Below are 25,221 nucleotides of genomic sequence, written 5' to 3' on the forward strand. Positions count from 1 at the left end.
TTTAGATGCCCCAAGTGCAACCATAGGCTACCACGAGATTGGCAAGGCGCTCTGGGTGTTATGCTCAGAGCTTTGCGGGATACCGCCGTTCTGTTCAGCAATGGACAGAATGCTATCGCTGCACCGTTGAGCAGTAATGCTCAGCAGTGTTCAGCGTAAATGTATCAGCAGGCGATGGGCTTCTTGCAACAAAGCCGGGATCCGGTCGCGGTGGGGGCTGTGGATAAGATAAGGTCGCAGGGCTTCGGCATCCACCTTGTCTGCCCGCTGGCCGGGGAGCCAACTGCCGGCATTGCCCAACAGGTTGTAACGGCTCTTGGCATAGTCCACCAAGTCATAGGCCAAGACCAAATTGCGCAGCAGCAGAATGAACGGGATATTCACTTGTCCGGGGGTTTGGTCGTAGCGAGGCAGGCCCTGGTGCCAAGTTTTGGCGTAGTGCTCTCCCACCTGCTCGATCAAAGCTTGCTCTAGGCGGGCCAGGATCGGCGGCAACAGCTCATCAGCCCTATCCAATAACTCCACCGCCTGCAGGTGCTCATCAAAATCGCTGGGTCGGGCCGCCCCAATGCTGAGGGTGTGAACCTGGGGATGGGACAGACAGAACAGGTCGTTGAAGATCATCGGGCTGAGGGGTTGGCACAACTGCACCAGCTTGGCGGGCGGATCGTAAAGCCTGCCCCCCTTATCCGAGGGACTGATGATGAATACCCCCATATCCTGCTGAGCGGCGGCCTCAATGGCAGGCCAGTTGGTCTGGTTGACAAAATACCAGTGCAGGTTGACGTAATCGAAGCCCCCTGACCGTATGGCTTCCACGATCAACTCCGTCGGCCCATGGGTGGAGAAGCCGACAAAACGCACCCGCCCCTGCCGTACCAGGCGCTGACACACCTCCAGACACCCCCCTGGACGCAGGCTGTGCTCCAAGTCTTCCCAGGTATTCAACCCGTGGATGGCCAGCAGATCCACATAATCGAGGTTCAGGTAGCTCATCGATTGCTCGAACTTGGCCAGGAACTGCTGCGGGTCGGCGCTGGGGCCAATTTTCGTCTGCACAATCAGATCTTGCCGGGGAAAGAGCGGCAAAATGCGGCCCAACTGCATTTCAGAAGTGCCATAGCCGCGGGCAGTTTCGATGTGGTTGATGCCCACCTCCAAGGCCCGGCGAATCGTCGCCTCCAGGTTCTGCTGGCTTGCCGCTGGGATCCCTGACCAAGGAGTATCTTGCCAACTGTGTTGATAGCGCATGCCACCACAGCTCAGCACGGGCATAGACAGCTCGGTACGCCCAAATCTGCGATACTGCATGGTTTTTCCCCTGGACTAAGCCCCATTTTAGAGTGGCCCCACCGCCGAAGCTTAAACCCCAGGCCAACCGCGTTGCGCAGCAGTCTCCATCAGAAATCAGATCAGTCTGGAGATATGAGGCTGCAGGAGAGCGACTAAGCTAGAGTGTTTTAGGAGTACGGGGCTGACGGGGCTCGAACCCGCAACTTCCGCCGTGACAGGGCGGTGCTCTAACCAATTGAACTACAGCCCCAATCGCTGCGAATATCTATTCTGGATGTGGACGAGGATTGTTGTCAATCATGGTGGTTAGTTTGGCAGCACAGGCCGCAACCCTTGTGGATACCGCTCCGCAAAATGGGATCCCAACGGCGGCGATGCAACAGGTGGCGGATGTGCTCACTCAGGTGGCCCAACACCTGGATCACCTGCAATACACCACCTTGCGCTACCCCGATGGCGGCTGGCTGACGGTGCGGGTGGTCGAGGATCCTGCTGCTGGCGACTCATCCTCAGAGGGATCCCAGCCGACGACCCATCTGTGGATCCCGGCCTTCGGCCACCTGGAAGATGCCCACACCACGCTGGCAGAGCTTAAGGATCGAGCGCCGGAGCTGGAGACCGCTTCTTTTGGGGTCTTGGAGCTGTTGTTCTTGGCGTTGGGCCTTTCTCGGGCCGATGGCATCGTCTTTTACGACCAAGCTGGGGATCGGCAACAGGGCAAAACCGTAGCCTGCCGAGCTCTGACGGAACAGGTCAACCGGTCTCTTCGCAGATGGGCCTCTCCACCCCCTTCAATGGCTTGAGCTCTTGAACTTTTCTCTTTTATGGTTTTGTGGTCATTTCGATTCAAACTAGGACAAAGCGTTGAATGCGGAGGGCCAGAAGGCTTTTCTAAGGACTCCGTCCCGCCGGCGCGATAGGACTCCGTCCCGCTGGCGCGAGCAGTAGCCCAGGCGTCTCATCCTAACCTGAAACAACTATAAAACTATTAAAACTATTAAAGTTAAAGATCGCAACGCAAAATTCCAGATCCGCCAGATCCGCAGTCCGCCCTGCGTCAGCTCAAAATGGCTCCCTGCCGACGGGCAAACTTCCGCAGCTTCTCGTCCATCTGTGCCCCTCGCAGATCTGCTTTGCAAAAGTTGGTGAAGCGCTTGCTCTTTTCTTCTGGGTATCGAGCCAAACGAACCCCACCGCCCATCGACCAGATCACCGAGCTGGCCACCACCAAGGCGATCCCAGCCGCTCCTAACGCATAAACCAAATTGCCCGTGGTCAGGCGGACAAGCAAAAAGGCCAGGATCCCTGAGCCCAGCAGCCCCCCCAAGCCTGTCAGGATCCCTCCCAATGTTTTGGCCGATCCAGACAGTTGGATCAAAACCCGCAGCCAGTAGGGTTGAGGGGTGTTGAAGAGGATGCCGCGCAGATCCGCCCCCTGCAAGTTGGCCCCTGAGAAATCGGCCCCCCGCAGATCGGCCTGGCGCAAATCATAGCCGGCTAGGTTTTGGTTGGCAAAGGACTTGCCCCGTAGATCGGCCCCCGCCATGGAAGGGATCCGCGGTGGGGTAGCCGGCTTGATCCGTCCGCTGCCTGTGATGCTGCTGGCTCGGCCCAGTTGGGTAAAACCGGTGGTGCTCCCCCACTCAGAGGGGATGGATAGCGGGCTGCTGGCTGTCATTCCCCCTGCAGTGAACTGAGGTAGGGGTGTGGGCGAGAAACCACCTGAGCGGCGCTTGGCCCAGTAGCCGGAGATCACCGATGTGCTGGGATTGGCAGACAGGGGAGAGCTGGGCAACACAATCGGCTGAGAGATCGGGCCGCCTGCCTCTTCCACCGGGATCCCTTGCAACGCCCGCAAGACCTCGGTGGCGGTGGCAAAGCGCTGATTGATGGCCGGCTGCAACATGCGGTGCAGAATGGCGTCGAATTCCGGGCTGAGCTGCAGGCAATCCGACCAATCCCACTGTCCCGTTTCATGGTTATAAAACTTGGCCGGAGATTCCAACGTCATCAAGTTGATGCAGGTGGCAGCCAAGGCATAGAGATCGCTAGAGGGACCGACCGCCTGGCCGGCTACTTGCTCTGGGGGAGAAAAGCCCAGCGAGCGAATGGCCGTCGCCTCTTCTGCCGAATCCTGGCCTGGGCCGAGCTGCTTGACGGCCCCAAAGTCGATCAGCACCAATCGACCATCTTCTTTGCGACGAATCAGGTTGGCGGGTTTAATGTCTCGGTGAACCGTGTTTTGGCTGTGGACATAGCTGAGGATCAGCAGCACCTCCTGCATCACCTGCCGGGTTTGTTCTTCGGAAAAGGGCCCATTGCGACGCATTTCTTGGGAGAGGGTGGTGCCCTGGATAAATTCCTGCACCAAGTAGAACTTGCCGCCTTCCTGAAAGTGGGCGTAGAGCTTGGGGATCTGCGAATGTTCGCCCAGGCGCTCCAACACTTGGGCCTCGCGATTGAAGAGCTCCTCCGCCAGCTTGGCCAGTTGCGGGGATCCCTCGACCGGGCGCAACTGCTTGATCACCCGCCAAGGTTTGGAGGGCATGTCCTCATCCCGCGCCAAAAAGGTAGAGCCAAATCCCCCCTGGCCGATGCGCTTGAAGGCCCGGTAGCGATTGCGCAGCAGGAGGGGATGGCCACAAGAGGCACAGGTAGAGGCATCCGCCGGGTTTTCCGGGTGCAAACAGGCAGGGTTAAGGCAGTAGCAAGTGGGCATACCAGTTTGGGGTTACCGGCTGGCGATCCGGACAACCGAGACGGAGCCAAGAAGTTGGCAGGCAAGTTGTGAGAGATACATACAGGTTAGACCAAGAAGAAACAAATCTTGCACAACTGCCTCAGATAGGCTGATCTTAGCGTCTGCCCGCCCTGAGGTTAATCGGACAAATCGCTTAGGTTTTCGGCGGATGGGGTTTGGTGGAACAGAGGAGAACAACAAGGGCTGGACTGCCCTGCAGAGGGAAAACTTAGAATTGATGAATACAGCCATCTTCGCCTGTCATGTTTCCAGCGCTTTCCGGTGCCGCCATTCGGCAAACTTTTCTGGACTTCTACGCCCAGCGGGGCCACCAGGTGTTGCCCAGCGCCTCCTTGGTGCCGGAAGATCCAACGGTGCTGCTGACCATTGCCGGCATGTTGCCCTTTAAGCCCATTTTCCTGGGGCAACGGGATCCGGAGTACCCACGGGTTACAACGGCCCAGAAATGTGTGCGCACCAACGACATCGAGAATGTGGGCCGAACGGCGCGCCACCACACCTTCTTCGAGATGCTGGGCAACTTCAGCTTTGGCGACTACTTCAAAAAAGAGGCCATTGCCTGGGCCTGGGAGCTGGTGACGGAGGTGTTCGGCCTGCCCCCGGAACGGCTGGTGGTGAGCGTCTTTCGCGAAGATGAGGAGGCTTTTGCCCTCTGGCGAGATGAGATAGGGATCCCGGCCCACCGCATCCAGCGCATGGGAGAGGCGGATAATTTCTGGGCTGCCGGCCCCACCGGCCCCTGTGGCCCTTGTTCTGAGATTTACTACGACTTCAAGCCGGAGCTGGGGGATGAGCGGATCGATTTGGAGGATGACTCCCGCTTTCTGGAGATCTACAACCTGGTGTTCATGGAGCTGAACCGGGATAGCGAAGGTCACCTGATGCCGCTGGCCAAGCAAAACATCGACACCGGCCTGGGGTTGGAGCGGTTGGCCCAGGTGTTGCAGGGGGTGCCCAACAACTACGAGACAGACTTGATCTTTCCCATCATTCAGACGGCGGCTGGGATCGCCGGGCTGAACTACTCCAAGGCCGACCCGGAGCAGCAAATCTCCCTGAAGGTGATCGGGGATCACGCGCGGGCAGTGATGCATTTGATTGCCGATGGGGTGCTTCCTTCCAATGTGGATCGGGGCTATGTGCTGCGGCGGCTGATCCGGCGAATGGTGCGCCACGGGCGATTGCTGGGGATTGGCGAGCCCTTCACCATCCCGGTAATCGAGACCGCGATTCAGTTGGCCGAGGCTGCCTATCCTCAGGTGCGGGAGCGAGAAACCCTGATCAAGACCGAGCTGCAACGGGAGGAAGAGCAGTTTCTCAAAACCCTGGAGCGGGGGGAACGGCTACTGCTGGATTTGTTTACTGCCGTCGAATCTTCCCGCCGTGACAGCAGCTCGCCAAAGCAGATCTCCGGCGCCGACGCCTTCAAGCTCTTCGATACCTACGGTTTTCCGCTGGAGCTAACCCAAGAAATTGCCCAGGAACACGGCTTCAGCGTGGATCTGGAGGGCTTTGAGCAAGAGATGGAGAAACAGCGGCAGCGGGCCCGCGCCGCCCACCAAACCATCGATCTCACGGCCCAGGGATCCCTGGACGAGCTGGCGGATTTCCTCAGCCAAACGGAGTTTTTGGGATACAGCCAATCTTCCGCCCGCGGCGTGGTCGAGGCCCTGTTGGTCGAGGGGAAATCGGTGCCCCAAGTGGAGGCAGGGCAGGCAGTGCAGATCGTTTTGGATCGCACGCCCTTCTACGCCGAGTCCGGCGGGCAAATTGGCGACCGGGGCTACCTTTCTGGGGACGGCCTGCTGGTGCGCGTTGAAGATGTGCAAAAGCAAGGGGATCTGTTCGTTCACTTTGGCCATGTGGAACGCGGGATCCTGCGGGTGGGGGATCCCGTCCAAGCCCAAATCGACCTGGCCTGTCGGCGGCGCGCCCAAGCCCACCACACCGCCACCCACCTGCTGCAGGCAGCCCTGAAAAGAATTGTCGATCCCTCGATTGGTCAGGCGGGATCCCTGGTGGCTTTTGACCGGCTGCGCTTTGATTTCACCCTATCCCGGCCAGTCACCCCTGAGGAGCTGGAACAGATCGAGAACTTGGTGAACACCTGGATTGCCGAGGCCCATGCTGCTCAAGTGGCGATCATGCCCCTGGCCGAAGCCAAAGCCAGAGGTGCCGTGGCCATGTTCGGGGAAAAATACGGCGCCGAGGTGCGGGTAATCGACTTTCCGGGGGTGTCGATGGAGCTGTGTGGCGGCACCCACGTCAACAACACCGCTGAGATTGGCCTGTTCAAGATCATCGCCGAGACGGGAGTGGCTGCTGGGATCCGCCGCATCGAGGCCGTGGCCGGGCCGGCTGTGCTGGAATACCTGAACGAACGGGACAGGGTGGTGCGGGAGCTGAGCGCTCAATTTAAAGCCAAGCCCCAGGAACTGCCGGAGCGGGTTGCCGCCCTACAGGCGGAGCTGAAAGCTGCCCAGAAGGAACTGGAAGAGGTGCGCAGCCAGTTGGCCTTGCTACAGGCCGAAGGTCTGCTGGCCCAGGCGGTTGCCGTCGCAGATCTCAAGGTGCTGGTGGCCGAGCTGGGATCCACCACCCCTGAGGCCCTCAAAACCGCTGCCGAGCATCTGCTTTCCAAGCTGGGGGAAGGGGCAGTGGTGCTGGGATCGGTGCCGGAAGCCGGTAAGGTCAGCCTGGTGGCTGCCTTTAGCCCTGCGGTGCAGCAACTTGGCCTGAAGGCGGGATCCTTCATCGGCGAGATTGCCAAACTCACCGGAGGGGGCGGCGGCGGACGGCCCAACTTGGCCCAAGCTGGGGGCAAACAGCCGGAGAAATTGGCAGAGGCTTTGCAGGTGGCCCGGGAGCGGTTGCAAGCGGAGCTGATCTCGCGCTAGGGGAGCGAAGCCCCTTTGAGCACCAACAGGCCGTCCATCAGCCACTACAGTCTGTTCAGTTTAGGGTGAGACACTCGGGCTATAGAGAGAAGCCTTCTGGCCGCGTATGGGGTTATGGGTTTAGGTTTAAATCGAAATGACTATAAATCTTCGGCCAGTGGGGTTTCCGACATGTCTTCCAGGCTCAGTTGCACCTGCCGCTGCAGCGCCTGAATCGCTTGGTATTCCTGCTGGATGCTGGCCTGGTACTGGGCGGCCAGGGCAGTGTTGCCTTCGGAAAAGGCTTGATCCCACAGTTGGGTCCAGTAGCGGTAGCGCTTCTGGCGAATTTCCAGCTCCATGTTGGCAATGGCGGCCCGCACCACCATCCGTGGACGCATCAGGGCTACGCGGGTGTTTTCGTCCAGCCAAAGCAGATGGCTGAGGCGCTCGTTGAGCTGCTCATCTTGGGCACAGAGGGTGCGCAAAGCCGTCAGCAAAGTCTCTCCCCGGTCTTCCAGCTCCGGCTGTGCCGAGATCAGCTCCAAGATCCGCTGCCACAGCTCCCGGTGGGGGCGAAAACTAAATTGCAGCTCTCGCTCCAGCAAAGTTTGCCGAATTTCGTGGCGATACTCGCCAAAATGCAGAAAGATCTGCAAAAGATGGGACTCAGATTGCAAGAGTTTGGATCCCTTATTGAGGGAAGGTTGCTGGGGTTTGGCCCAGCGGTACTGCCGCACGGCTCGGCGCAGGTCTTCTTCCAAATCTCGACTGAGGCGACCATTGCCCCGACTGAGCAGTTCTGCCACTTTGTGCAAATACAAAGAGCGCCACTGTCCACCCAAACCGGCCAGCAGTTGCACAAGGGCTTGACGGGCCTGCTGAAAATCGGTGGCCCGGCTCAGATCCCGACCGGCCAACACCTGTTCAATTCGCCAATCCAGCCACAGGGGAGCTTGCTCGATCAGGGTTTGCAGTTCAGCAACCGCTGGTGTCAGCGGGGCGGAGCCCCTGTGCTCCCGCAAAAACTCGTCGGCATCTTTGCCCTCAGGAAGGGTGAGAATGCGCAGCTCAATTTCTCCGCGCCGCGCTTGTTCTTCAACGGCTTCAATGGCTCGGTTGGCGGCGTTCAAACCGGCCCGATCCGCATCAAAATTGAGGATCAGCCGCTTCGATTGGGTGTAGCGCAGCAGGATCTTCACCTGGTGGGGCGTCAAAGCGGTGCCCATAGCGGCTACGGCATAGGCAACCCCCGCCTGATGCAGGGCGATGACATCGAAATAGCCTTCCACCACCAAGACTTGATCGGCTTTGGCAATGGCATCGCGGGCAAAGTTGAGGCCATAGACCACCTGGCTTTTGTTGAAGAGCTCTGTTTCTGGAGAGTTGAGGTACTTGGGCTGTCCTGACTCCCCCAAGGCTCTGCCGGCAAACCCGATCACCCGCCCCTGCACATCGAAAATGGGCAGCATGATCCGGTTGCGAAAGCGGTCGTAGTGGCCGGATCCCTGCTGGCGGGGAACCAGCAATCCAGCCTCTTCTAAAAGTTTGACCGGTTGGCGCTTGTGGTTGACCAAGTATTCGTAGAGAGATTGCCAGCCGGGGGGAGCAAAGCCGATTTGAAATTTTTGCAAAGTTTCTTCGCTCAGGTGGCGGCTGCGCAGGTACTGGCGGGCGGCGGATCCTAGCTGGGATCGGAGGGCATGCCGATAAAAATCGGCAGCCATGGCCAAAATCTCCAGCAGCTTTTCCCGGTGGGAGAGTTCCCGCTCATCAAGGGATCCCAAGGGCTGTGTCTCGGTGTGGCGAGTGGGCAGAGGGATGTGGTAGCGCCGGGCCAAGTGGCGCACGGCCTCGGCAAAGGGAAGATGCTCGGTCTGCATGACAAAGCGCAGCACATCTCCCCCTGCCCCGCAGGAGAAGCACTTGTAGATCTGCTTGCTGGGGCTGACCTGAAAACTGGGTTTGTGGTCGTTGTGGAAAGGGCAAAGCCCAACGAAGTTCTTCCCCTGCTTGCGCAGCACCACTTTTTCGGCCACCACTTCCACGAGGTCGGCCTTTTGGCGCACCAACTGAATGAAATCGGGGGGCAGACCGCTCATGGCTGCAGGGGATCCTGACCTTATAGTAGCCGGGGGAAACTCGACAGGCTGTCTTTTGACCTGGCCCAACGGGCTTGGGATAATGGGCGGGCCTTAAAGGCTAGTTTTCGGTCAGTCCCTGAGATGAAAATGCGAATGATCAACCTTTTTATCGGGCTTTTGGTGGCAGTATTTGCCCTCTTTTTAGGCCCGCAAATGGCTTCTGCTGAGCCTGATTTGGCCTTGGGAGCCAAGGTCTTTCAGGCCAAATGTGTGGGTTGTCACTTGAACGGGCGCAACACTTTGGTGGCAGCGAAAAACCTTTCTCTGGCGGCTCTTCATGAGTACCACGTAGACACCCCTGAGCTGATCCAGGCCCAAGTGAGAAACGGCAAAGGAGCCATGCCGGCTTTTGCCAAGATCCTCAAGCCGGAGGAGATCGAGGCAGTGGCGGCCTACGTTTTGGATCGCGCTGAGCACAACTGGAGTAGAGGCTAGTGTCCAAAGAGAGGACTCAAGATCCAGCCCTGCTCCAGGGGAGACCAGTGGAGCGGCTGCCTCACGAGCAGGGATGTGAAGGACAGGGATCCCGCCGCAAAATCCTGTCGGTTGGCGTGGGAGCCCATGGCTTGGTGGCGGTGGGCATTTCCGCCCATGGGGTGGTGGCCATCGGCGTGGTGACCCACGGCATCCTCTCTATCGGCCTGGTGGCTATGGGAGCGCTCTCGTTCGGGCTGGTGTCGATGGGCTTGGCCAGTGCCGGCCTGGTGTCGATGGGCCTCTCCAGTTGGGGACAGCACAGCATGAGCGTAACGGAATCCCACGGATCCCATCGCCATCCTTAGAGGTCTTGGCGAATGGCTCTGCATTTTCTGCACAGTTTTGTAAGGAGCATTGGCAATGTTCAGTCTGCAAAGTTACTTGACCCTGGCCAAGAAATCTCTGCTGGCTTTGGGCATGAGCTTTTTGCCTCTTTCTTCCGCTTGGGCTCATGTCACCGTCCATCCCAAAGAAGCCCCGGCGGGCAGCTATGCTAAGCTCACCTTTCGGGTGCCCCATGGCTGCGATGGATCCCCGACCGTTCGCCTGCGGGTGCAGATCCCAGAGGGATTCGTCTCTGTGAAGCCGATGGTGCATCCCCTGTGGAAAATCGAGACGGTCAAAAAGCCGCTGGAGACCCCCTATGAGTCGCATGGGAAGATGATTACCGAAACGGTTGCCGAGGTGATCTGGAGCGGCGGCTCGCTGCCCGATGAGTTCATGGATGAGTTCAGCATCCGCGCCAAGCTGCCGGATCGGCCCGGCGAGGTCATCCCCATCCCAGTGATTCAGGAGTGCGAGCAGGGCATGTACCGCTGGATTCAGGTGGCTCAGCCTGGCGAGGATCCCAACAGTTTGCCGGAGCCGGCTCCGCTGCTGAAGCTGACAGGTGGAGACAGTGGACAGGGTCACGGTCAAGGCCATGGGCACGGCCATGGACACGGTACCCGCTAAGCGGTCTGCTTAGGAGCATGTTTCATCCCAAAAGGGGTTTTGCTTGGATTTGGTCTGGGATCCTCTGCGCCTTGCTGTGGGTGGCCGGGATCCAGCCCGCTTTTGCCCATGCCAGCTTGCTCTCCACCTTCCCAGAGGATGGGGCGGTGCTGCAGGAAGCTCCGGCCCAGGTGCGGCTTGTTTTCAATGAGCCGGTGCAGATCACACAGCTCCAGGTTTTAGACAGCAACGGACGAGCTCTGCCCTTGGAAAATCGGGTGACCAGGGGTGAGGCACCGCAGGGGGATTTGCCGCAGGGGATCCCCGAGGGGGTTTACATCGTCAGTTGGCGGGCCATTTCTGCCGATTCCCATCCGGTAAGCGGTTCGTTTGTTTTCCTGGTGGGAGCGGATCCGGAGCGAGTTCAGACGGTGAGGGCGACCCAGCTTCAAGGAAGGGATCCCTTGTACTGGCCGCTGGTGGGGGTACGCTGGGGGATCTACTTGGGCAGCCTTTTTGTGGTGGGGGTGCTGGGCTGGTGGCGACTGTTGCGGGGGCGGTTAAACGCCGAGGCCGGATCTTGGGCTTTTGCGACAGCTTGGATCACCCTCAGTTTGACCGCGGTGGCCTTCGGTTTGCATTTGGCCCAGCTTTACCCCCACTTCAATGGGCGAGAGCTGCTGCGTGTGATGCTTTCTCCCTACGGTTGGGGTACAGGGCTGCGGCTGGTGGGGCTGGGGATCCTGATCTGGGCCTGTGAGGGAGGTGCCGTCTGGGCCAGCGGTATGGGGTCGGTGTTGGTGCTCGGCTCCTTTTTGCCCATTGGCCATGCTCTCACCAGTGAGCATCCGATGGGGACAATGGCGCTGCTGGGGCTGCATCTGGCCGGTTCAGCTTTCTGGTTGGGAGGGTTGTGGGGGCTGGAGCGCCTGCTGGGCAAGGAATCTGCTCCCTACCCATCTGTAGGCATCATCCAACGGTTTTCTGACGTGGCCACCTGGGCGGTACCGGGGCTTATCCTGGCGGGGGTAGGGATGGGTGGGATCCACCGCGGCTGGGACTGGGATCATCCCTACGGCCAGTATCTCTGGGCCAAGCTGCTGCTGGTGCTGATGATGGTGGGGTTGGGCGCCCACAACAAGTTTCGGCTGGTGCCGGCATTGCAACAGGGTGGGCAGACGGTGGGCCGGTCGCTGCGCCGGATCGTCCGCCTGGAGTTGGTGGGGCTGATGCTGGTGCTGGCCTTGACCAGCTTCCTGGTGGCCCAGGCTCCCCCCAGTCATGGGAGGCAGGGCATGGGATCCCCCCTGGAATCAGGTTGGCAGACCAGTTGTGAAGAGAGCTTGAACTGGCCGGAAGGCAGCCTGCACCTGAGGATTCTGCCCTGTCGTCCTGGGGAAAATCAAATTCGGGCTGAGGTGAAGGGAGTCCCGGCTCAGGAATTGACCCTTGGGTTTTCCCTGCCAGAACAGGGGATCCCCCCTCTACGCCGCACTGTAGCGCCGGATGGGCCTGGCCAATTTGTGGTGGAAAATGTGCCCCTAGCCCTGGCGGGGGAATGGCAGATCGAGGTGAGACTGCTGATCAGCGATTTTGAAGAGCGGCGAGGTCAGATCGCGGTTTCTCTCTGACTGAATTGTTACAGACATTGAAGATCGCGAAAAGAAAAAGCAGAAAAAGACCCTGGATAGGAGCTGTGGGTTGCTCCGCCCAAGGGCGTCGGCCTGTGGCAGAATCGAGCCAGCTCGTAGTGGCAAAAGGCTGCTCCGCTCAGGCGACTGGCTTGGCTATGGAAGACAAGATCAGAGCGGGAAGTGTGCTCAGGGGACGCTATCGCATTCTCCATCCCCTCGGGGAAGGAGGGTTTGGCGTAACCTACAAGGCGGTGGATCAAGACACCTTCGATAGCCCTTGCGTCGTCAAGCGCCTTCGCCCCCTCTCCACGGATCCCTATACGTTGGCCACGGCTCGCAAGCTCTTTGAACGGGAAGCCAAGGTTCTCAACCGGCTCAACCACTTCGACCAGGTGCCCCGCCTTTTGGCCCACTTCGAGCAGGATCAGGATTTTTACTTGGTGCAAGAGTTTGTTGCCGGGCATGATCTCAGCCAGGAGCTGATCCCGGGCAAGCCGCTGAGCGAGGCCGAGGTTTTGAAACTGTTGTGGGATATTTTGGAGATCCTGCGCCATGTACACGCCCACCAGATCGTCCATCGGGATATCAAGCCGGCCAACCTGATGCGCCGCGATGCCGATGGCAAGTTGGTGTTGATCGACTTCGGGGCGGTCAAGGAAGTGGGGCGGTTGGTCAGCCATGCCCCCGGCCAAACCCAGTTGGCGACCGTGATTGGCTCGGTTGGCTACATGGCGCCCGAACAGCTCAACGGCAAGCCCCAGCCCTGCAGCGACCTGTACTCCGTAGGGGTGTTGGCCATCCAAGCCCTCACCGGTCGTCCCCCCCACAAGATCCGGGATGATCCCCGCACCGGCCAACTGCTCTGGCGGGATTTGGTTCAGGTCAGCGAGGAGCTGGCCGAGATTTTGGATCGCCTGATCTGCCCCCACTGGCAAGAGCGCTTCCAGTCCGCTGCTGAAGTGTTGGAGGCGCTGCGGCCCCTGTTGCCTTTTCCCCAAGAGGCGACGCTCGGCGATGTTTCGGTGGATGTGGATCAGGTTTTGGTGACGCGCCTGTTGGCCCGCGGACAGGAGAAAGCCCGCCAAGGGGATTTCCAGGGGGCGATTGCCGACTGTACGTTGGCCATTCAATTGGATCCCCAAAATAGCCGCGCCTACAGCCAGCGGGGCAGCGCCCGCTACAAAAGTGGGGACTTGGCAGGGGCCATCGCAGATTACACCCAAGTCATTCAACTGGCAGGGGACGCCCGCGCCTATTTCAACCGCGGCATTGCCCGCTACCGGCTGGAGGACTACGAGGGAGCTGTTGCCGACTACACCCAGGCTCTCGGCCTCAACCCACAATGGGCGGTGGCCTACTACAACCGTGGCAATGCTTACCGGCAACTCAATCAGCAGCAGCAGGCCATCGAAGACTATTCGCGGGCCATTGAGCTCAACCCGGAAGATGTGCGGGCCTATTTCAACCGCGGCGTGGTGCGCGGCCATCTGGGAGATGCGCAGGGGGCAGCAGCCGATTTTTCCGAGGTGATCAAGCGGGACCCTCAGGACGGGGAAGCCTACTTCAACCGGGGAGTGGCGCGGGTCCAGTTGTCAGATTTGCAAGGGGCCGTCGAGGACTACACCCAAGCGCTGCAGTTGGATCCTCGCCACGGCAAAGCCTATTACCACCGGGGCCTGGCCCGGCAAGCGTTGGGGGATCCCCAGGGGGCTGTTGAAGACTTTTCTCAGGCCATATCGCTGCGGGCTACTGAAGCCACTGAGCTACCTGAGGCAGAGGCGGCAGCCCAGGCGGATCTCTACTTGCAGCGGGCCATGGCCTACCTGAGCAGCAACACCCTGGAGCCGGCGCTGGCCGATTGTGAACAGGCTCTCCGTCTGGATCCCAACCTGTCGCGGGCCTATCTCTGCCGGGGCTTGGCCCGTCAGGGGCTGGGGGATCCCGGCGGCGCTCTGGCAGACTTCAACCGCGCCTTGGAGCTGGATCCCCAAATGGCCAAAGCCTACCTCAACCGGGGCATTGCCCACCTGGACTTGGGCAACATTGAAGCGGCTTTGTCGGACTTGAGCCAGGCCATCGCTCTGGATCCCCAAGATGCCAGTGCCTACAGCAGCCGCGGGCGAATCCATTGGCTGCTGGGGGATCCCCTGGCGGCTCTGCAGGATTACACGGCTGCCCTGGAGCGGGATCCGCAGAACCCTCAGCTCTACTTCAACCGCGGCCAACTCCATGCTGAGCGGGAAGATTGGCCGGCAGCCTGTGAGGACTTCTCGCAGGTGTTGCAGTGGGGGATCCCACGCGGGCCGGAGCTGCTGGTTAATGCCCATCTGCGCCGCGGTATGGCACGGCAACGGCTGGGGGATTGGCAGGGAGCGCTGGCCGATTTCGACCAAGCTCTGCAAGGGGATCCTCAGTCGGGCTTGGCTTATTTCCATCGCGGCCAAGTGCGGGCTGCTCTGGGAGATGGGCTGGGGGCCATCCAGGATTACCACCAGGCTTTGGCGCTGGGGGTGGCAGTGGCCGAGGCGGATATCCGCCGAGATCTGGCGCGGGCCCAAATCCAGACGGGAGATCTGCAGGCGGCCTTGGAGCAGTTGAACGAGGCGGTGCGCTTGCAGCCGGAACGGCGGGATCTGCGCCAAGAGCGAGCTGAGTTGTGCCGACGGCTAGGCCGGTGGCCAGAGGCCATTGCCGACTACGACGAGGTGTTGCGGCAGGATCCTCAGGACTGGACGGCTTGGCTGGGACGGGGCATGGCCCATGGACAGGTGGGCAACTGGGATTCCGCCATTCAGGATCTCAGCCGGGTTTTGCAGCAGGATCCTGACCACAGGGAAGCGCTGTGGCACCGAGGACAAGCCCTGCAGCAGTTGGGTCAGACCGAAGCGGCCTTGCAAGATCTAAACCGTCTGCTGCAGCGGGATCCCCAACACAGGATGGCCCGCTTGGCCCGCGGCTCTCTGTTGTTGGCGTTGGCGGTGCGCGGCACCGATGGCCCTACCAACCGTGCGGAGCAGGATCGCGTCAGCGGGACGGAGTCCTTGGAGCTGGGGTACTACGCGCAGGCTGAATCCGACTTCGACCAAGTCATCCAGGAAGAGGCCCAAGACGGGGAACAGTCCCGGCAGCTCTATCTGGAGGCCCACCTGAAGCGGGCCCAAGTCCGCCGCCTGCGCCACAACCTGGAGGGGGCAATAGCCGATTGGGATCGGGTCTTGGAGCTGGCCAGCCCAGGGGATCCAGAAGTGCTGGTCACCGAAGCCCTGTTGTATCGGGGCTTGTGTCGCCAAGAGAGGGGGGATCTGGCTGGGGCGTTGGCCGATTTCACGGCGCTGATCCAGCAGCAACCGCAGGCTTCTCAGGCTTTTGCTTTGCGGGCAAGGGTGCATCTGGCTTTGGGGGATCAAGAGGCGGCATTGGCGGATCTCAACCAAGCTCTGAGCCTCGACCAGAACTGGGGGGTGGCCGATGCTGCCCTGGCCTACCGTCAACGGGGGGATCTACACCGGCAGGCCAATTGCCCTGAGCTGGCCATTGCCGACTACACGCAGGCCCTGGCCTTGAACCCTCAGGAGCACTCTGCTTTGCTCCACCGAGCTCTCCTGTGGGATGGCGAGGGACAGACGGACAAAGCGATAGAAGACTACACCCGACTGCTGCAACTGGAGCTGGATCCCCAGGAGCGGGTCTGGGTTTTGAACAACCGCGGCTGGGCCTATGCCCAACAGGGGGATTTCTCGGCGGCCATCCGCGACTACGACCAAGCCATAACACTCTGCACTGCTGACGCGAGCGATAGGGATCCCTGCCACCTCAAGGCCCACCTCAACCGCGCCCTGGCCCGGACTGCCCTTGGGGATTGGCAGAGAGCCTGCCAGGATTTCCAGGCTGCCCTCCAGATGCAAGGGTACGAAGGTCGGCTTTTGGAAGACGTTATCGCTAGTTATTTCAAAATAGGTTGAGACACTTCCCAAAGGCTCTGCGCCGTCGCCGCGGCCACCTCCAACCTCTCTTAGAAATCGATGGGATTTGAATGGACAGTTAGAGGGATCGGCTCAAGCCTCCTCCGCCACTTCTCCCGTCTCGGGCCGCAGCAGCGGAAAGGCAATGACATCGCGAATGCTGGGAGCGTCGCACAGCAGCATCACCAAGCGGTCGATCCCCACGCCCAGGCCGCCGGTGGGGGGCAGGCCATATTCCAAGGCCGTGAGGAAGTCTTCATTCAGAAAGTGGGCCTCCTCATCTCCGGCTGCCTTCAGGGCTGCCTGGGCCTCCAGCCGCTGCCGCTGATCCACCGGATCGGTGAGCTCGGAGTAGGCGTTGGCCGTCTCCCGCCCAACGATGAACAGCTCGAAGCGCTCGGCCAACCCCGGTTTGCTGCGGTGGGGCTTGGTGAGGGGACACACATCCAGGGGGTAGTCCAGAACAAAGGTGGGCTGGCGCAGGCGGCTCTCGCAGCAGTGCTCAAAGGCTTTGACCAGCAACTGGCCGGGGGAGTCCTGGGGTGAGAGATTGGGGATCCCTTGGGCGGCCAAGGCCGGCAAGAGCTCTTCAGGGCATCCCTTTTCCACATCGATGAAAATGCCAGTGGCCTCCTCCACCAGCTCCTGCATCGTCACCCGTCGCCAGGGAGGGGTGAGGTCGATGGCTTCCCCTTGGTAGGTGAGCTGCAGGGATCCCCGCACCGCCAGGGCGGCGTTGCAGACCAGGGTTTCCGTCAGCTCCATCATGGTGTGGTAGTCGGCGAAGGCTTGATAGGCCTCTAGAGAGGTGAACTCCGGGTTGTGGCGGGTGGAAATGCCTTCGTTGCGAAAGACCCGCCCAATTTCATAGACTCGCTCGATCCCGCCCACCACCAGCCGCTTCAGGTGCAGCTCGGTGGCAATGCGCAAGTAGAGATCCAGATCCAGGGCGTTGTGGTGGGTAACAAAAGGCCGCGCCTCCGCCCCGCCGGGGATCACCTGCAACACTGGCGTCTCAATTTCCACAAAACCTCGCTCTTCCAGAGTCTGCCGCAGGGAGCGGATGATCTGGGCGCGGTCGAGCAAGGTCTGCTTGACCTCAGGGTTGACGATGAGATCGACGTAGCGCTGGCGGTAGCGTTTCTCCACATCCCGCAGGCCGTGCCACTTGTCCGGCAGGGGCAGCAGGGCCTTGGTCAGCACTTGGTATTCATCCACCCGCACCGACAATTCCCCTTTTTCGGTACGCTTGAGGCAGCCCTTGGCCCCCAGCCAATCGCCCACGTCGATGAGCTTGTCCAAGTTCTTGAAGGCCAACTCCCCCATATGCTCCGTCAGCCGTTGCTTCTCCAGGTAAAGCTGGATGGTGCCAGAGCGATCCTGAAGGGTAAAGAAAGCCAGCTTGCCCATGACCCGCCGCGCCCGGATCCGCCCGGCCACCGCCACCTGCACATCCTCCCGCTCGCCGCCGGGCTCTAGGTCGGCAAATTGCTCCTGCAGCTCGGCAGCCAGATGGGTAACAGGAAAAGAATAGGCATAGGGCGGGATCCCTTGTTCCCGCAGGTGTTGGGCTTTTTCCAATCGGGCGGCCCGCTGGGCAACTTCGCTGCTGCTGGGGAGAGTGGACATGGCAGTGGATAGGCAATGGACAGGACAATGAAAGCCCCATCAGGGGCGGGATCCCCTTTTCAGGCTTCCGGCGGCGCGATCCCGTGGGAACGCAGCAGCTCCAGAAGGGCTTCAGCCCGCTGGCGTTCTCTTTCGGCGCGTTGATACTCTGCCTCGGCCCGTTGGTGTTCTCTTTCGGCCCGTTGATGTTCCAAAGCAGCCTTCTCTTCCCCGGTGGGCAACACCTCCCCTTCCCGATCACACCAGCGTAGCCATTCCGTGTTCACGCCCTCGAAGGATCCCTGCCAGAGGGTCAAGCCCAACCCGATATCCTCCAGCCAGGTGGACTCGAAGGGGACAAATTCACCTCCCCGCCGCTGAAAAAGGGCCAGAGGGGATCCCTGCAGTTCCCTTAGTTGCCGCAAGGGATCGTAGACCCCATAGTAGCTCACGCCGGCACGGGCATAGTCTTTGAGTTTGCGGCCCAGCTCTTCCCCTTTGCGGTTGGAGACAATCTCGATGACTACATCCGGCGGCTTACCCATCTCCCAGACCAGGTAGGTGCGATCTTCCTTGCGCTCAAAGCTGGCGGGGGGAGCCACCTCCAGGCTGAGCGTCACATCGGGCATCAGGGGAGGCAGTTTGAGGGCATAGAACAGACCGACATTGGCCGTGGCCAAAAAGGGGATCAGCTCCCCCGTGTCTTCGGCCTTGGGCTGGAATGAGGTGTAGAGGGCACCGGTGAGCAGGCGCTGCAGCTTCTCCGAGTGAATGCTGTCCGCGGGCTCATCATCCTCGATGACCAGGTCGCTGTTCGCGCAGCGGGTGTAGCCTTTATCCGGTGGCGGAGGAAATGCCGTCTCTGGCATCGAGGGCTGGACTGGGCTGGAGGGTGCGGAAACCATGCTCACCGGGATCCCTTGCTGGTGTTGCTAACTACGGACTAGGGCTCAGCTAAGGCTGCTGAGCTGTTTGCCCAGCAGGCGTAGCCTTTTTCGAGGGTAACAAAAGTTTTCGGGAACATGATGGACATGCCACCGAAGCAGCGGATGCCGATCGCGTTAGCGGGACGGAGTCCGATCGCGTTAGCGGGACGGAGTCCGATCGCGTTAGCGGGACGGAGTCCGATCGCGTTAGCGGGACGGAGTCCTTGCTTGGCCTTTGGAGATAGGCGCAGCAGAGCCCAGCAGCCGGCGACGGGTGGAAGGCAAGGGGATGTTCACTCTGCGCTCTGGGAACCGGGCACAGCCACCAGCAGGGCTTCCAACACCCGCTGCACCCGACTCAGGCGCAGGCCGTGATCCGACAACACAGGGCTGTTGGGGATGATGGCGTGGCGAAACCCCAGTTTGCTGGCTTCTTTCAAGCGCTGCTCCAACTGGGCCACCGGGCGCACCTGTCCTCCCAACCCCACTTCGCCAATCAGGACTGTAAAAGGATCCACTTGGCGATCCCGGAAGCTGGCGGCCACGGCCACTGCTACCCCCAAGTCGGCAGCTGGCTCGGCTACCTGAATGCCGCCGGCAGAGGCGATGTAAGCATCGTATTTGGAAAGCGGGATCCCCACCCGTTTTTCCAGCACAGCCAAGATCTGCAAAAAGCGGTTGATTTCAATGCCGGTGGAGGTGCGGCGGGGGGAGCTGTAGCTGGTGGGGCTGACTAGGGCCTGCACTTCCACCACCAAGGGGCGGGTGCCCTCGCAGGCAACGATGGTGGCTGTTCCGGGCATGGCCTGATCCCGGCTACTCAAAAAAAGCTGCGAGGGGTTCTCCACCTCCACCAAGCCAGAGGCGGTCATCTCAAAAACACCCATTTCCTGGGCTGCCCCAAAGCGGTTTTTGACGGCGCGCAATAGGCGGTGGCTTTGGAAGCGATCCCCCTCAAAGTACAAGACCGTGTCCACCAAATGCTCCAGCACCTTCGGCCCGGCCAGGGATCCGTCTTTGGTAACATGGCCTACAATCAGCAGAGCCACCCCCAGTTTTTTGGCCAGCCGCATTAACAGGCCGGTGCATTCCCGCACCTGGGAAACGGATCCCGGTGCTGAGGTGAGCTGCCCCCAGAAGATGGCTTGGATGCTGTCGATCACCGCCACCCGCGGTTGCAGAGCTTGAATCTCCGCCACAATGGCCTCCAGATCGGTTTCTGCCAACAGGTAGAGCTGCTCGCTTTCTACCCCTAGCCGTTCGGCGCGCAGCTTGATCTGTTGAGCCGATTCCTCCCCCGACACGTACAAGATGGCTCCGCTCTTCGCCAGGTGGGCAGCGCTCTGCAGCAGCAGGGTGCTCTTGCCAATGCCCGGATCCCCGCCAATCAACACCAGGGATCCCGGCACAATGCCACCTCCCAACACCCGGTCAAACTCGCCATAGCCGGAGGAGAGGCGAGGGTGGCGATCTGAGGAGACCTGGGAGAGGGGGAGGGCCGACCGAGGGATCCCATTGGCGCGGTTGGACCTAGGAGCGAGGGCTTGGGCCCGTGGGGACTTGGCCGCTGGGGCGACGACCACTTCCGTCAGGGTGTTCCAGGCGCCGCAATGGTCGCAGCGGCCCAAAAACTTGGCATAGCGCTCGCCGCACTGGCTGCACTCCCAGACGGTTTTGGCCTTGGCCATATCCGGGGACTCCTAGGCCTGGGGAGCAGCGGCGACAGGGAGGGGCACCTCCGGCAAGACCAGGGATCCGCACTGGGCGTGGTGGCGCAGCAGATGGTCGCAGAGGACCAGGGCCACCATCGCCTCCACCATCGGCACTGCCCGCGGCAAGACACAGGGATCGTGGCGTCCCCGCGCCGCCAAAACCGTCTCTTGCCCATTGAGGGTGACGGTGTTTTGAGGCTGGCGAATGGTGGCAGTGGGCTTAAAGGCTACCCGCAGGACGATGTCTTCGCCGTTGCTGATGCCCCCCTGGATGCCGCCGGAGCGGTTGCTGCGGGTGCGCCAGCCGCCGGGGGTCATGTAAAACTCGTCGTTGTGCTGCTTGCCCGTCAGGTAGGTGCCGGCAAACCCCGAGCCAATCTCAAACCCCTTGCTGGCTGGCAGGGACATCACCGCCTTGGCCAAGTCGGCCTCCAGCTTGTCAAACACCGGGGATCCCAGCCCGCGCGGCACCCGGCGGGCTACACACTCCACCACTCCCCCCAGCGAATCCCCTTCCCGCGCCGCCTCTTCGATTTTTTGGATCATCGCTGCTGCCGCTTCTGGATCGGGGCAACGGACGATGTTGGCTTCCATCTGCTCTGCCGTCACCGAAGCGGGATCCACCTGGGCTTCCACGTCTTTTACCCGCTGCACGTAGGCCAGGATCTCCACCCCTGCCGCTAGGCGCAGGATCTTCTTGGCAATGGCCCCGGCAGCCACCCGGCCAATGGTTTCTCGCGCTGAGGCCCGTCCGCCCCCCTGCCAGTTGCGGATGCCGTACTTGGCCTGGTAGGTGGCATCGGCATGGGAAGGGCGGAAGGTGGTGGCCATCTCCTGGTAGTCCTGGGGGCGGGCATCCTGGTTGCGCACCAGGATGTGGATGGGGGTGCCCAGCGTAAAGCCCTGAAAAACCCCGGAGAGGATCTGGCAGCGATCCGCTTCCTGGCGGGGCGTCGTGATGGGGCTCTGGCCAGGACGCCGCCGATCCAGCTCTGCCTGAATGTCGGCCTCGCTCAAGGGCAGCCGCGGCGGGCAGCCATCCACCACCACCCCCACCGCCCCCCCGTGGGACTCGCCATAGGTGGTCACGCAAAACAGGACACCGAAGGAGTTGCCGTTGGCCATGGGATCCCCAAGCAAGAAGCCGTTACTCGCAGGCGGCTGGGAGAGACTGTTTTCTATTCTGCACTAGGGGAGTGGCGGGCAGTGCGGTGCAGCTGGCGGCAGCCGGCAATTCCCCGCAACACCAGGTGGGGATCCCAGCGCAGCTCTGGGTCAAGCGGGCCCAAGTGAGGGTGGAGCCACTTCCCATCCCCGCCGGTCAGCAGCAGGGGGCCTTGGGGAAAGCGGCGACGCCAGTCGGCAATGAACTCGCGCAAGCCAGCCAAGAGGGTGTGGAGGATGCCGCTGCGGATGGCAGCCACGGTGTCGTTGGCCCAGCGAGGGGGCAAGGGATCCTGCGGATCCCACTGCACTTTGGGCAGCAGGGCTGTGTGATCAGCCAACGCCTGCGCCTGCAACCCCAGGCCGGGCAAGATGGCCCCTCCCACCAGGGATCCTTCAGAGTCAGCTCCTGTGAGGGTCAGGGCAGTACCCGCGTCGATGACCAAACAGGGCCAGCCGTAGTGGATCCCGGCAGCCCACAAGGCCAAGGCCCGATCCAGCCCCAGCCCTGGGTAGGGATCCCGCAGCGGCACCTGCGACAGCTCCAACTGATGCACCCAGGGCGATGCTGGCGGCAGGGGGGCAGAGCCCACAGGAGCCAGCCACAGCTCTGTCTGCTGCGGCCAGGACAAGGGCTGGTGAGCAGGAAACCGCTCCACCTTCACCAGGGTCTCCTCCACAAACCAACCCCAGCGCACGTGAGTGTTGCCCAGCACGGCTGCCAGCCACTCACGACAACAGTGCGAAGCGTTGAGATCTGCCCCCTCCTCAAAACTCATGCAACAGCTCTGCCTCCACGCGAAACAGCTCCACCGGCTGGTCGGCAGGGATCCCGGCCAACCTCTTAGCGGTAGCAAGCTGCCATTCTGTCGTCAAAGCCTCTCCTGGCAGCAACACCGCTCCCCGGGTTCCAGAGCGGACAAATAGGCCCATGCGGGTGGGATCCACCTGCTCCACAGCGGCAAAAGGACTCCGTCCCGCCGACGCAATGGGCACCACCCGCCGCACAATGGCTACCTGAATGGAGGCCGACTCCAGCTCCCCGGGTTGCAGAGGTACGTAGCGCCAATCGCGGGTGACTGCCCCCACCGCCGCCCGGATGGTGGCCCTGACCAGGTCCTCGCCGCTGGGATCCAAGCTGCCCCAGCAGCCACGGGGCCGACCCTCTGTACTCACCGTTACAAAAACCCCCGCAGAGCGCCGCCAGTGGGGCGGGATCTCCTCTGGAGGTGGCAGCACCTGGCCGGTGGCGAAGTAGTAGGCAATGGCCTGACGCGCCAGCGCCGGCAGGGTGTCAGGGAGAGGTTGTCGCCGGCTGGGAGAGGGGATCCCTTCTGAATCGGACTCCGTCCCGCCAGTGCGATCCCGTAAGCGGTGCGAGGCACCCATGGACTCCGGCGGAGGAACAGGGGCAGTTGTCTCAGAAGGCTGCGGCAGGGATCCCGTCCACAAGCCCAGCCCCGCAGCCAGGAGCAGGCCGATCGCGTTAGCGGGACGGAGTCCTTGAAGACCCAGCAATCGAACCGTGAAGTGAACTCGGCAGGTGAACACCCAAGAGAATCCCGTTGGTGGTCACAACAACCGTACTCTAAAAGCTACGTCCCCGCTGCTGCAAATACTTGAAAACGGTGTTTAGATCCTTGTCGCCGCGCCCAGAACAGTTGACCACCACCCGCTGCTGAGGGCCGATCGCGTTAGCGGGACGGAGTCCTTGCTGTGGGGCCAAAGTTTTCAGGTAGGCCAGCGCATGGGCCGTCTCCAGCGCGGGGATGATCCCCTCCAGGCGCGACAGCAGCAGCAGCGCTTCCACCGCTTCGTCGTCAGTAACCGCGTAGTACTCGGCCCGCCCGATTTCTTTTAGGTAGCTGTGCTCTGGCCCCACGCCAGGATAATCCAAGCCAGCGCTGATGGAGTGGGCCTCCTGCACCTGACCTTCTTCATCCTGCAGCAGGTAGCTCATCGCCCCGTGCAAGACCCCGATGCGACCGCGGTTGAGGGTAGCGGCGTGGCGGGGCGTGTGCAGCCCTTCTCCGGCGGCTTCGATGCCGATCAGCCGCACCTGGGGATCCCGGACAAACTCGTTGAACAGCCCCAGCGCGTTGGATCCACCCCCCACACAGGCCAGCAACACATCCGGCAGCCCTCCCCATTTTTCCTGGCACTGCTGCCGCGTCTCCTGGCCAATGACATCGTGAAAGGCCCGCACCAGCTTCGGGTAAGGGTGGGGCCCCGCCACCGTGCCGATGACGTAGTGGGTGGTCTCCACGTTGGTTACCCAGTCGCGGATGGCCTCGGAGAGGGCGTCTTTGAGGGTGCGCGTGCCCGATTCCACTCCCCGCACCTCAGCGCCCAAAAGGCGCATCCGCTGCACATTGGGGGCCTGCCGCTCCATATCCAGCGCCCCCATGTAGATGACGCATTCTAGGCCAAAGCGGGCGCACACGGTTGCCGTGGCCACCCCATGTTGGCCGGCGCCAGTCTCGGCAATGATCCGCCGCTTGCCCATGCGCACCGCCAGCAGCACTTGGCCAAGGGCGTTGTTGATCTTGTGGGCGCCGGTGTGGTTGAGATCTTCCCGTTTGAGGTAGATCTGCGGGCCGCCGTAGTATTCGGTTAGCCGCTGGGCAAAGTAGAGAGGGCTGGGCCGCCCAACAAAATCCCGCAGCAGGCTGTGAAACTCAGCGCGAAAATCGGGATCCCGCCAGTGATGCTCAAAGGCTTCCTCCAGCTCTGTCAGGGCGCTCATCAGGGTTTCCGGCACAAACCGACCCCCAAACGGCCCAAACCGCCCCTGGGGATCCGGACGCACCTGTGGGTCAAGGGGATCCAAAACACGAGGGGAAAAAGCAAAAGAAGCTGAGGTCATGGCAGAGTCCGTCCGGGCCTTGTAGCCTGCAACTAGAGAGAGGCTTTCCCATTCTACAGAAGGAAGGGGCGATGACCAGTCTCGCCTCTCTTCTTCTGCCGTGGGATCCCGAAAAGTTGTTTTGAACAAGGGTCTTCCCAGGATTTTTAAGATAAGGCCGTCCGATTTTGAGGCGGCCTTATGGACAAGCATCTGCAAGAGTTGCTCCAGCAAGAAGATCAAAAGCGCAGAGATGAAGAGGTGCGGCGCACCTATGCCCTTTCTCAAAAGTCCGAGGGGATGGTGATCCTTCTGTCTATTCTGCTTGCCTTCGGAGCCTACCTCTACACGCGGCGGTGGAAAGCTTTGATGGTTTTTCTGGGCTGGTGTTTCTTCCTTGGCGTGTTGTTTAGCGACGACGAGGGAGAGGTTTCCCTACCCGGACTGTTTCTGGCCTCCACCTGGGCAGCAGTAGACAACTGCGGCGCTATCCAGCGGGCAAGAGAAGAAATCGAACGGCTGCGCTCCGGCCAAAACCCTGATGTTGATCGGCAAACTTAAACTTGGTCGACAAAACAAAATAGTGGCCCAAAAATCGGTATTTTATTTCAAACTCTCGAAAAAGATGCTATACCTACTATTTCAAGTGGCACCCAGATACAAGCGGCGCAACCGACCCATTCTCAACGGCAGTGAAACTTGGATTCCTATTCCCTTTGTCTTTTGGGAAAGAGCTTGGACAAACCAAATTCTGTCCCTCTAGGAGAGGGGCTGGAGGTGAGAGAGCTTAGGATACAGCCTTTTAATTTAAAATAGGGTACAGGTATTCAAGAGGAAGGAGAGAAAGGAATGCCGACTCATTCTTTGGATTTGCGGCAAAGAGTTG

At 60.9% G+C, this 25,221-nt stretch carries 18 protein-coding genes, 1 tRNA gene and 1 pseudogene; 9 read left to right on the plus strand and 11 right to left on the minus strand.

What is annotated here, in order from left to right; genetic code table 11:
* A pseudogene (locus ACVW0B_RS12225) lies at nucleotides 1–159 on the plus strand (RNA-guided endonuclease InsQ/TnpB family protein); the annotation flags it as partial.
* Here the strand turns inward: ACVW0B_RS12225 and ACVW0B_RS12230 are convergent.
* Together ACVW0B_RS12230 and ACVW0B_RS12235 are read right to left on the minus strand one after the other, a co-directional pair.
* Nucleotides 151–1,311 (minus strand): aldo/keto reductase, encoded by a 1,161-nt coding sequence (locus ACVW0B_RS12230; protein ID WP_457491808.1) that lies wholly within the window; start codon nucleotides 1,309–1,311, stop codon nucleotides 151–153. The pseudogene ACVW0B_RS12225 and the gene ACVW0B_RS12230 sit on opposite strands and share 9 nt — an antisense overlap.
* A 158-nt stretch (nucleotides 1,312–1,469) precedes the next feature.
* A tRNA-Asp gene (locus ACVW0B_RS12235) sits at nucleotides 1,470–1,543 on the minus strand.
* Between the two features lie 49 nt (nucleotides 1,544–1,592).
* On the opposite strand from ACVW0B_RS12235, the gene ACVW0B_RS12240 reads away from it, so the two are divergent.
* Nucleotides 1,593–2,096 carry a hypothetical protein gene (locus ACVW0B_RS12240; protein ID WP_011433137.1) on the plus strand — a complete coding sequence of 168 codons (504 nt, stop codon included), beginning with the start codon at nucleotides 1,593–1,595 and terminating at the stop codon, nucleotides 2,094–2,096.
* Between the two features lie 254 nt (nucleotides 2,097–2,350).
* On the opposite strand, the gene ACVW0B_RS12245 is transcribed toward ACVW0B_RS12240, so the two are convergent.
* A complete protein-coding gene (locus ACVW0B_RS12245; protein WP_457491809.1) occupies nucleotides 2,351–4,012 on the minus strand; it encodes a protein kinase domain-containing protein in 1,662 nt (553 codons plus the stop codon).
* Between the two features lie 284 nt (nucleotides 4,013–4,296).
* Between ACVW0B_RS12245 and alaS the strand changes: the two genes are divergently transcribed.
* Nucleotides 4,297–6,951, plus strand: a complete 2,655-nt coding sequence (gene alaS, locus ACVW0B_RS12250; protein WP_457491810.1) for an alanine--tRNA ligase — start codon at nucleotides 4,297–4,299, stop codon at nucleotides 6,949–6,951.
* 140 nt (nucleotides 6,952–7,091) lie between these two features.
* Here the strand turns inward: alaS and dnaG are convergent, their stop codons facing one another.
* Nucleotides 7,092–9,032 (minus strand): DNA primase, encoded by a 1,941-nt coding sequence (gene dnaG, locus ACVW0B_RS12255; protein WP_457491811.1) that lies wholly within the window; start codon nucleotides 9,030–9,032, stop codon nucleotides 7,092–7,094.
* Between the two features lie 135 nt (nucleotides 9,033–9,167).
* On the opposite strand from dnaG, the gene ACVW0B_RS12260 reads away from it, so the two are divergent.
* From ACVW0B_RS12260 to ACVW0B_RS12280, 5 genes are all read left to right on the plus strand, one after another.
* On the plus strand, nucleotides 9,168–9,509 hold the full coding sequence (locus ACVW0B_RS12260) for a c-type cytochrome (RefSeq protein WP_011433133.1): 342 nt from the start codon (nucleotides 9,168–9,170) through the stop codon (nucleotides 9,507–9,509).
* Between the two features lie 47 nt (nucleotides 9,510–9,556).
* Complete coding sequence (locus tag ACVW0B_RS12265) at nucleotides 9,557–9,856, plus strand: hypothetical protein (RefSeq protein ID WP_457397592.1); 300 nt, start codon at nucleotides 9,557–9,559, stop codon at nucleotides 9,854–9,856.
* Nucleotides 9,857–9,911: 55 nt separating this feature from the next.
* Entirely contained in the window at nucleotides 9,912–10,505 is a 594-nt protein-coding gene (locus tag ACVW0B_RS12270; protein WP_457397589.1) for a YcnI family protein, read from the plus strand.
* Between the two features lie 17 nt (nucleotides 10,506–10,522).
* A complete protein-coding gene (locus ACVW0B_RS12275; protein WP_457491812.1) occupies nucleotides 10,523–12,115 on the plus strand; it encodes a copper resistance CopC/CopD family protein in 1,593 nt (530 codons plus the stop codon).
* 158 nt (nucleotides 12,116–12,273) lie between these two features.
* Complete coding sequence (locus ACVW0B_RS12280) at nucleotides 12,274–16,080, plus strand: tetratricopeptide repeat protein (RefSeq protein ID WP_457491813.1); 3,807 nt, start codon at nucleotides 12,274–12,276, stop codon at nucleotides 16,078–16,080.
* Between the two features lie 93 nt (nucleotides 16,081–16,173).
* Here the strand turns inward: ACVW0B_RS12280 and lysS are convergent, their stop codons facing one another.
* The 7 genes from lysS to trpB form a co-directional block, all read right to left on the minus strand.
* Nucleotides 16,174–17,709, minus strand: coding sequence for a lysine--tRNA ligase (gene lysS, locus ACVW0B_RS12285; protein ID WP_457491814.1), 1,536 nt, complete (start codon nucleotides 17,707–17,709; stop codon nucleotides 16,174–16,176).
* A 59-nt stretch (nucleotides 17,710–17,768) separates the two neighbouring features.
* A complete protein-coding gene (locus tag ACVW0B_RS12290; RefSeq protein ID WP_457491815.1) occupies nucleotides 17,769–18,593 on the minus strand; it encodes a Uma2 family endonuclease in 825 nt (274 codons plus the stop codon).
* Nucleotides 18,594–18,907: 314 nt separating this feature from the next.
* Nucleotides 18,908–20,302, minus strand: a complete 1,395-nt coding sequence (radA, locus tag ACVW0B_RS12295) for a DNA repair protein RadA (protein ID WP_457491816.1) — start codon at nucleotides 20,300–20,302, stop codon at nucleotides 18,908–18,910.
* Between the two features lie 12 nt (nucleotides 20,303–20,314).
* Entirely contained in the window at nucleotides 20,315–21,451 is a 1,137-nt protein-coding gene (gene aroC / locus ACVW0B_RS12300; RefSeq protein ID WP_457491817.1) for a chorismate synthase, read from the minus strand.
* Nucleotides 21,452–21,504: 53 nt separating this feature from the next.
* Entirely contained in the window at nucleotides 21,505–22,269 is a 765-nt protein-coding gene (locus tag ACVW0B_RS12305) for a pantothenate kinase (protein WP_011433124.1), read from the minus strand.
* A complete protein-coding gene (locus ACVW0B_RS12310; RefSeq protein WP_457491818.1) occupies nucleotides 22,259–23,008 on the minus strand; it encodes an AMMECR1 domain-containing protein in 750 nt (249 codons plus the stop codon). The genes ACVW0B_RS12305 and ACVW0B_RS12310 overlap by 11 nt, the downstream gene beginning before the upstream one ends.
* Before the next feature lie 70 nt (nucleotides 23,009–23,078).
* Entirely contained in the window at nucleotides 23,079–24,356 is a 1,278-nt protein-coding gene (gene trpB, locus ACVW0B_RS12315) for a tryptophan synthase subunit beta (protein ID WP_457411131.1), read from the minus strand.
* A gap of 180 nt (nucleotides 24,357–24,536) precedes the next feature.
* Here trpB and ACVW0B_RS12320 point away from each other — a divergent pair, with 180 nt between their 5' ends.
* A complete protein-coding gene (locus tag ACVW0B_RS12320) occupies nucleotides 24,537–24,896 on the plus strand; it encodes a hypothetical protein (RefSeq protein WP_414375464.1) in 360 nt (119 codons plus the stop codon).
* The last annotated feature ends 325 nt before the right edge of the window (nucleotides 24,897–25,221 follow it).

It is taken from the genome of Thermostichus sp. MS-CIW-23 (genome assembly GCF_054059455.1).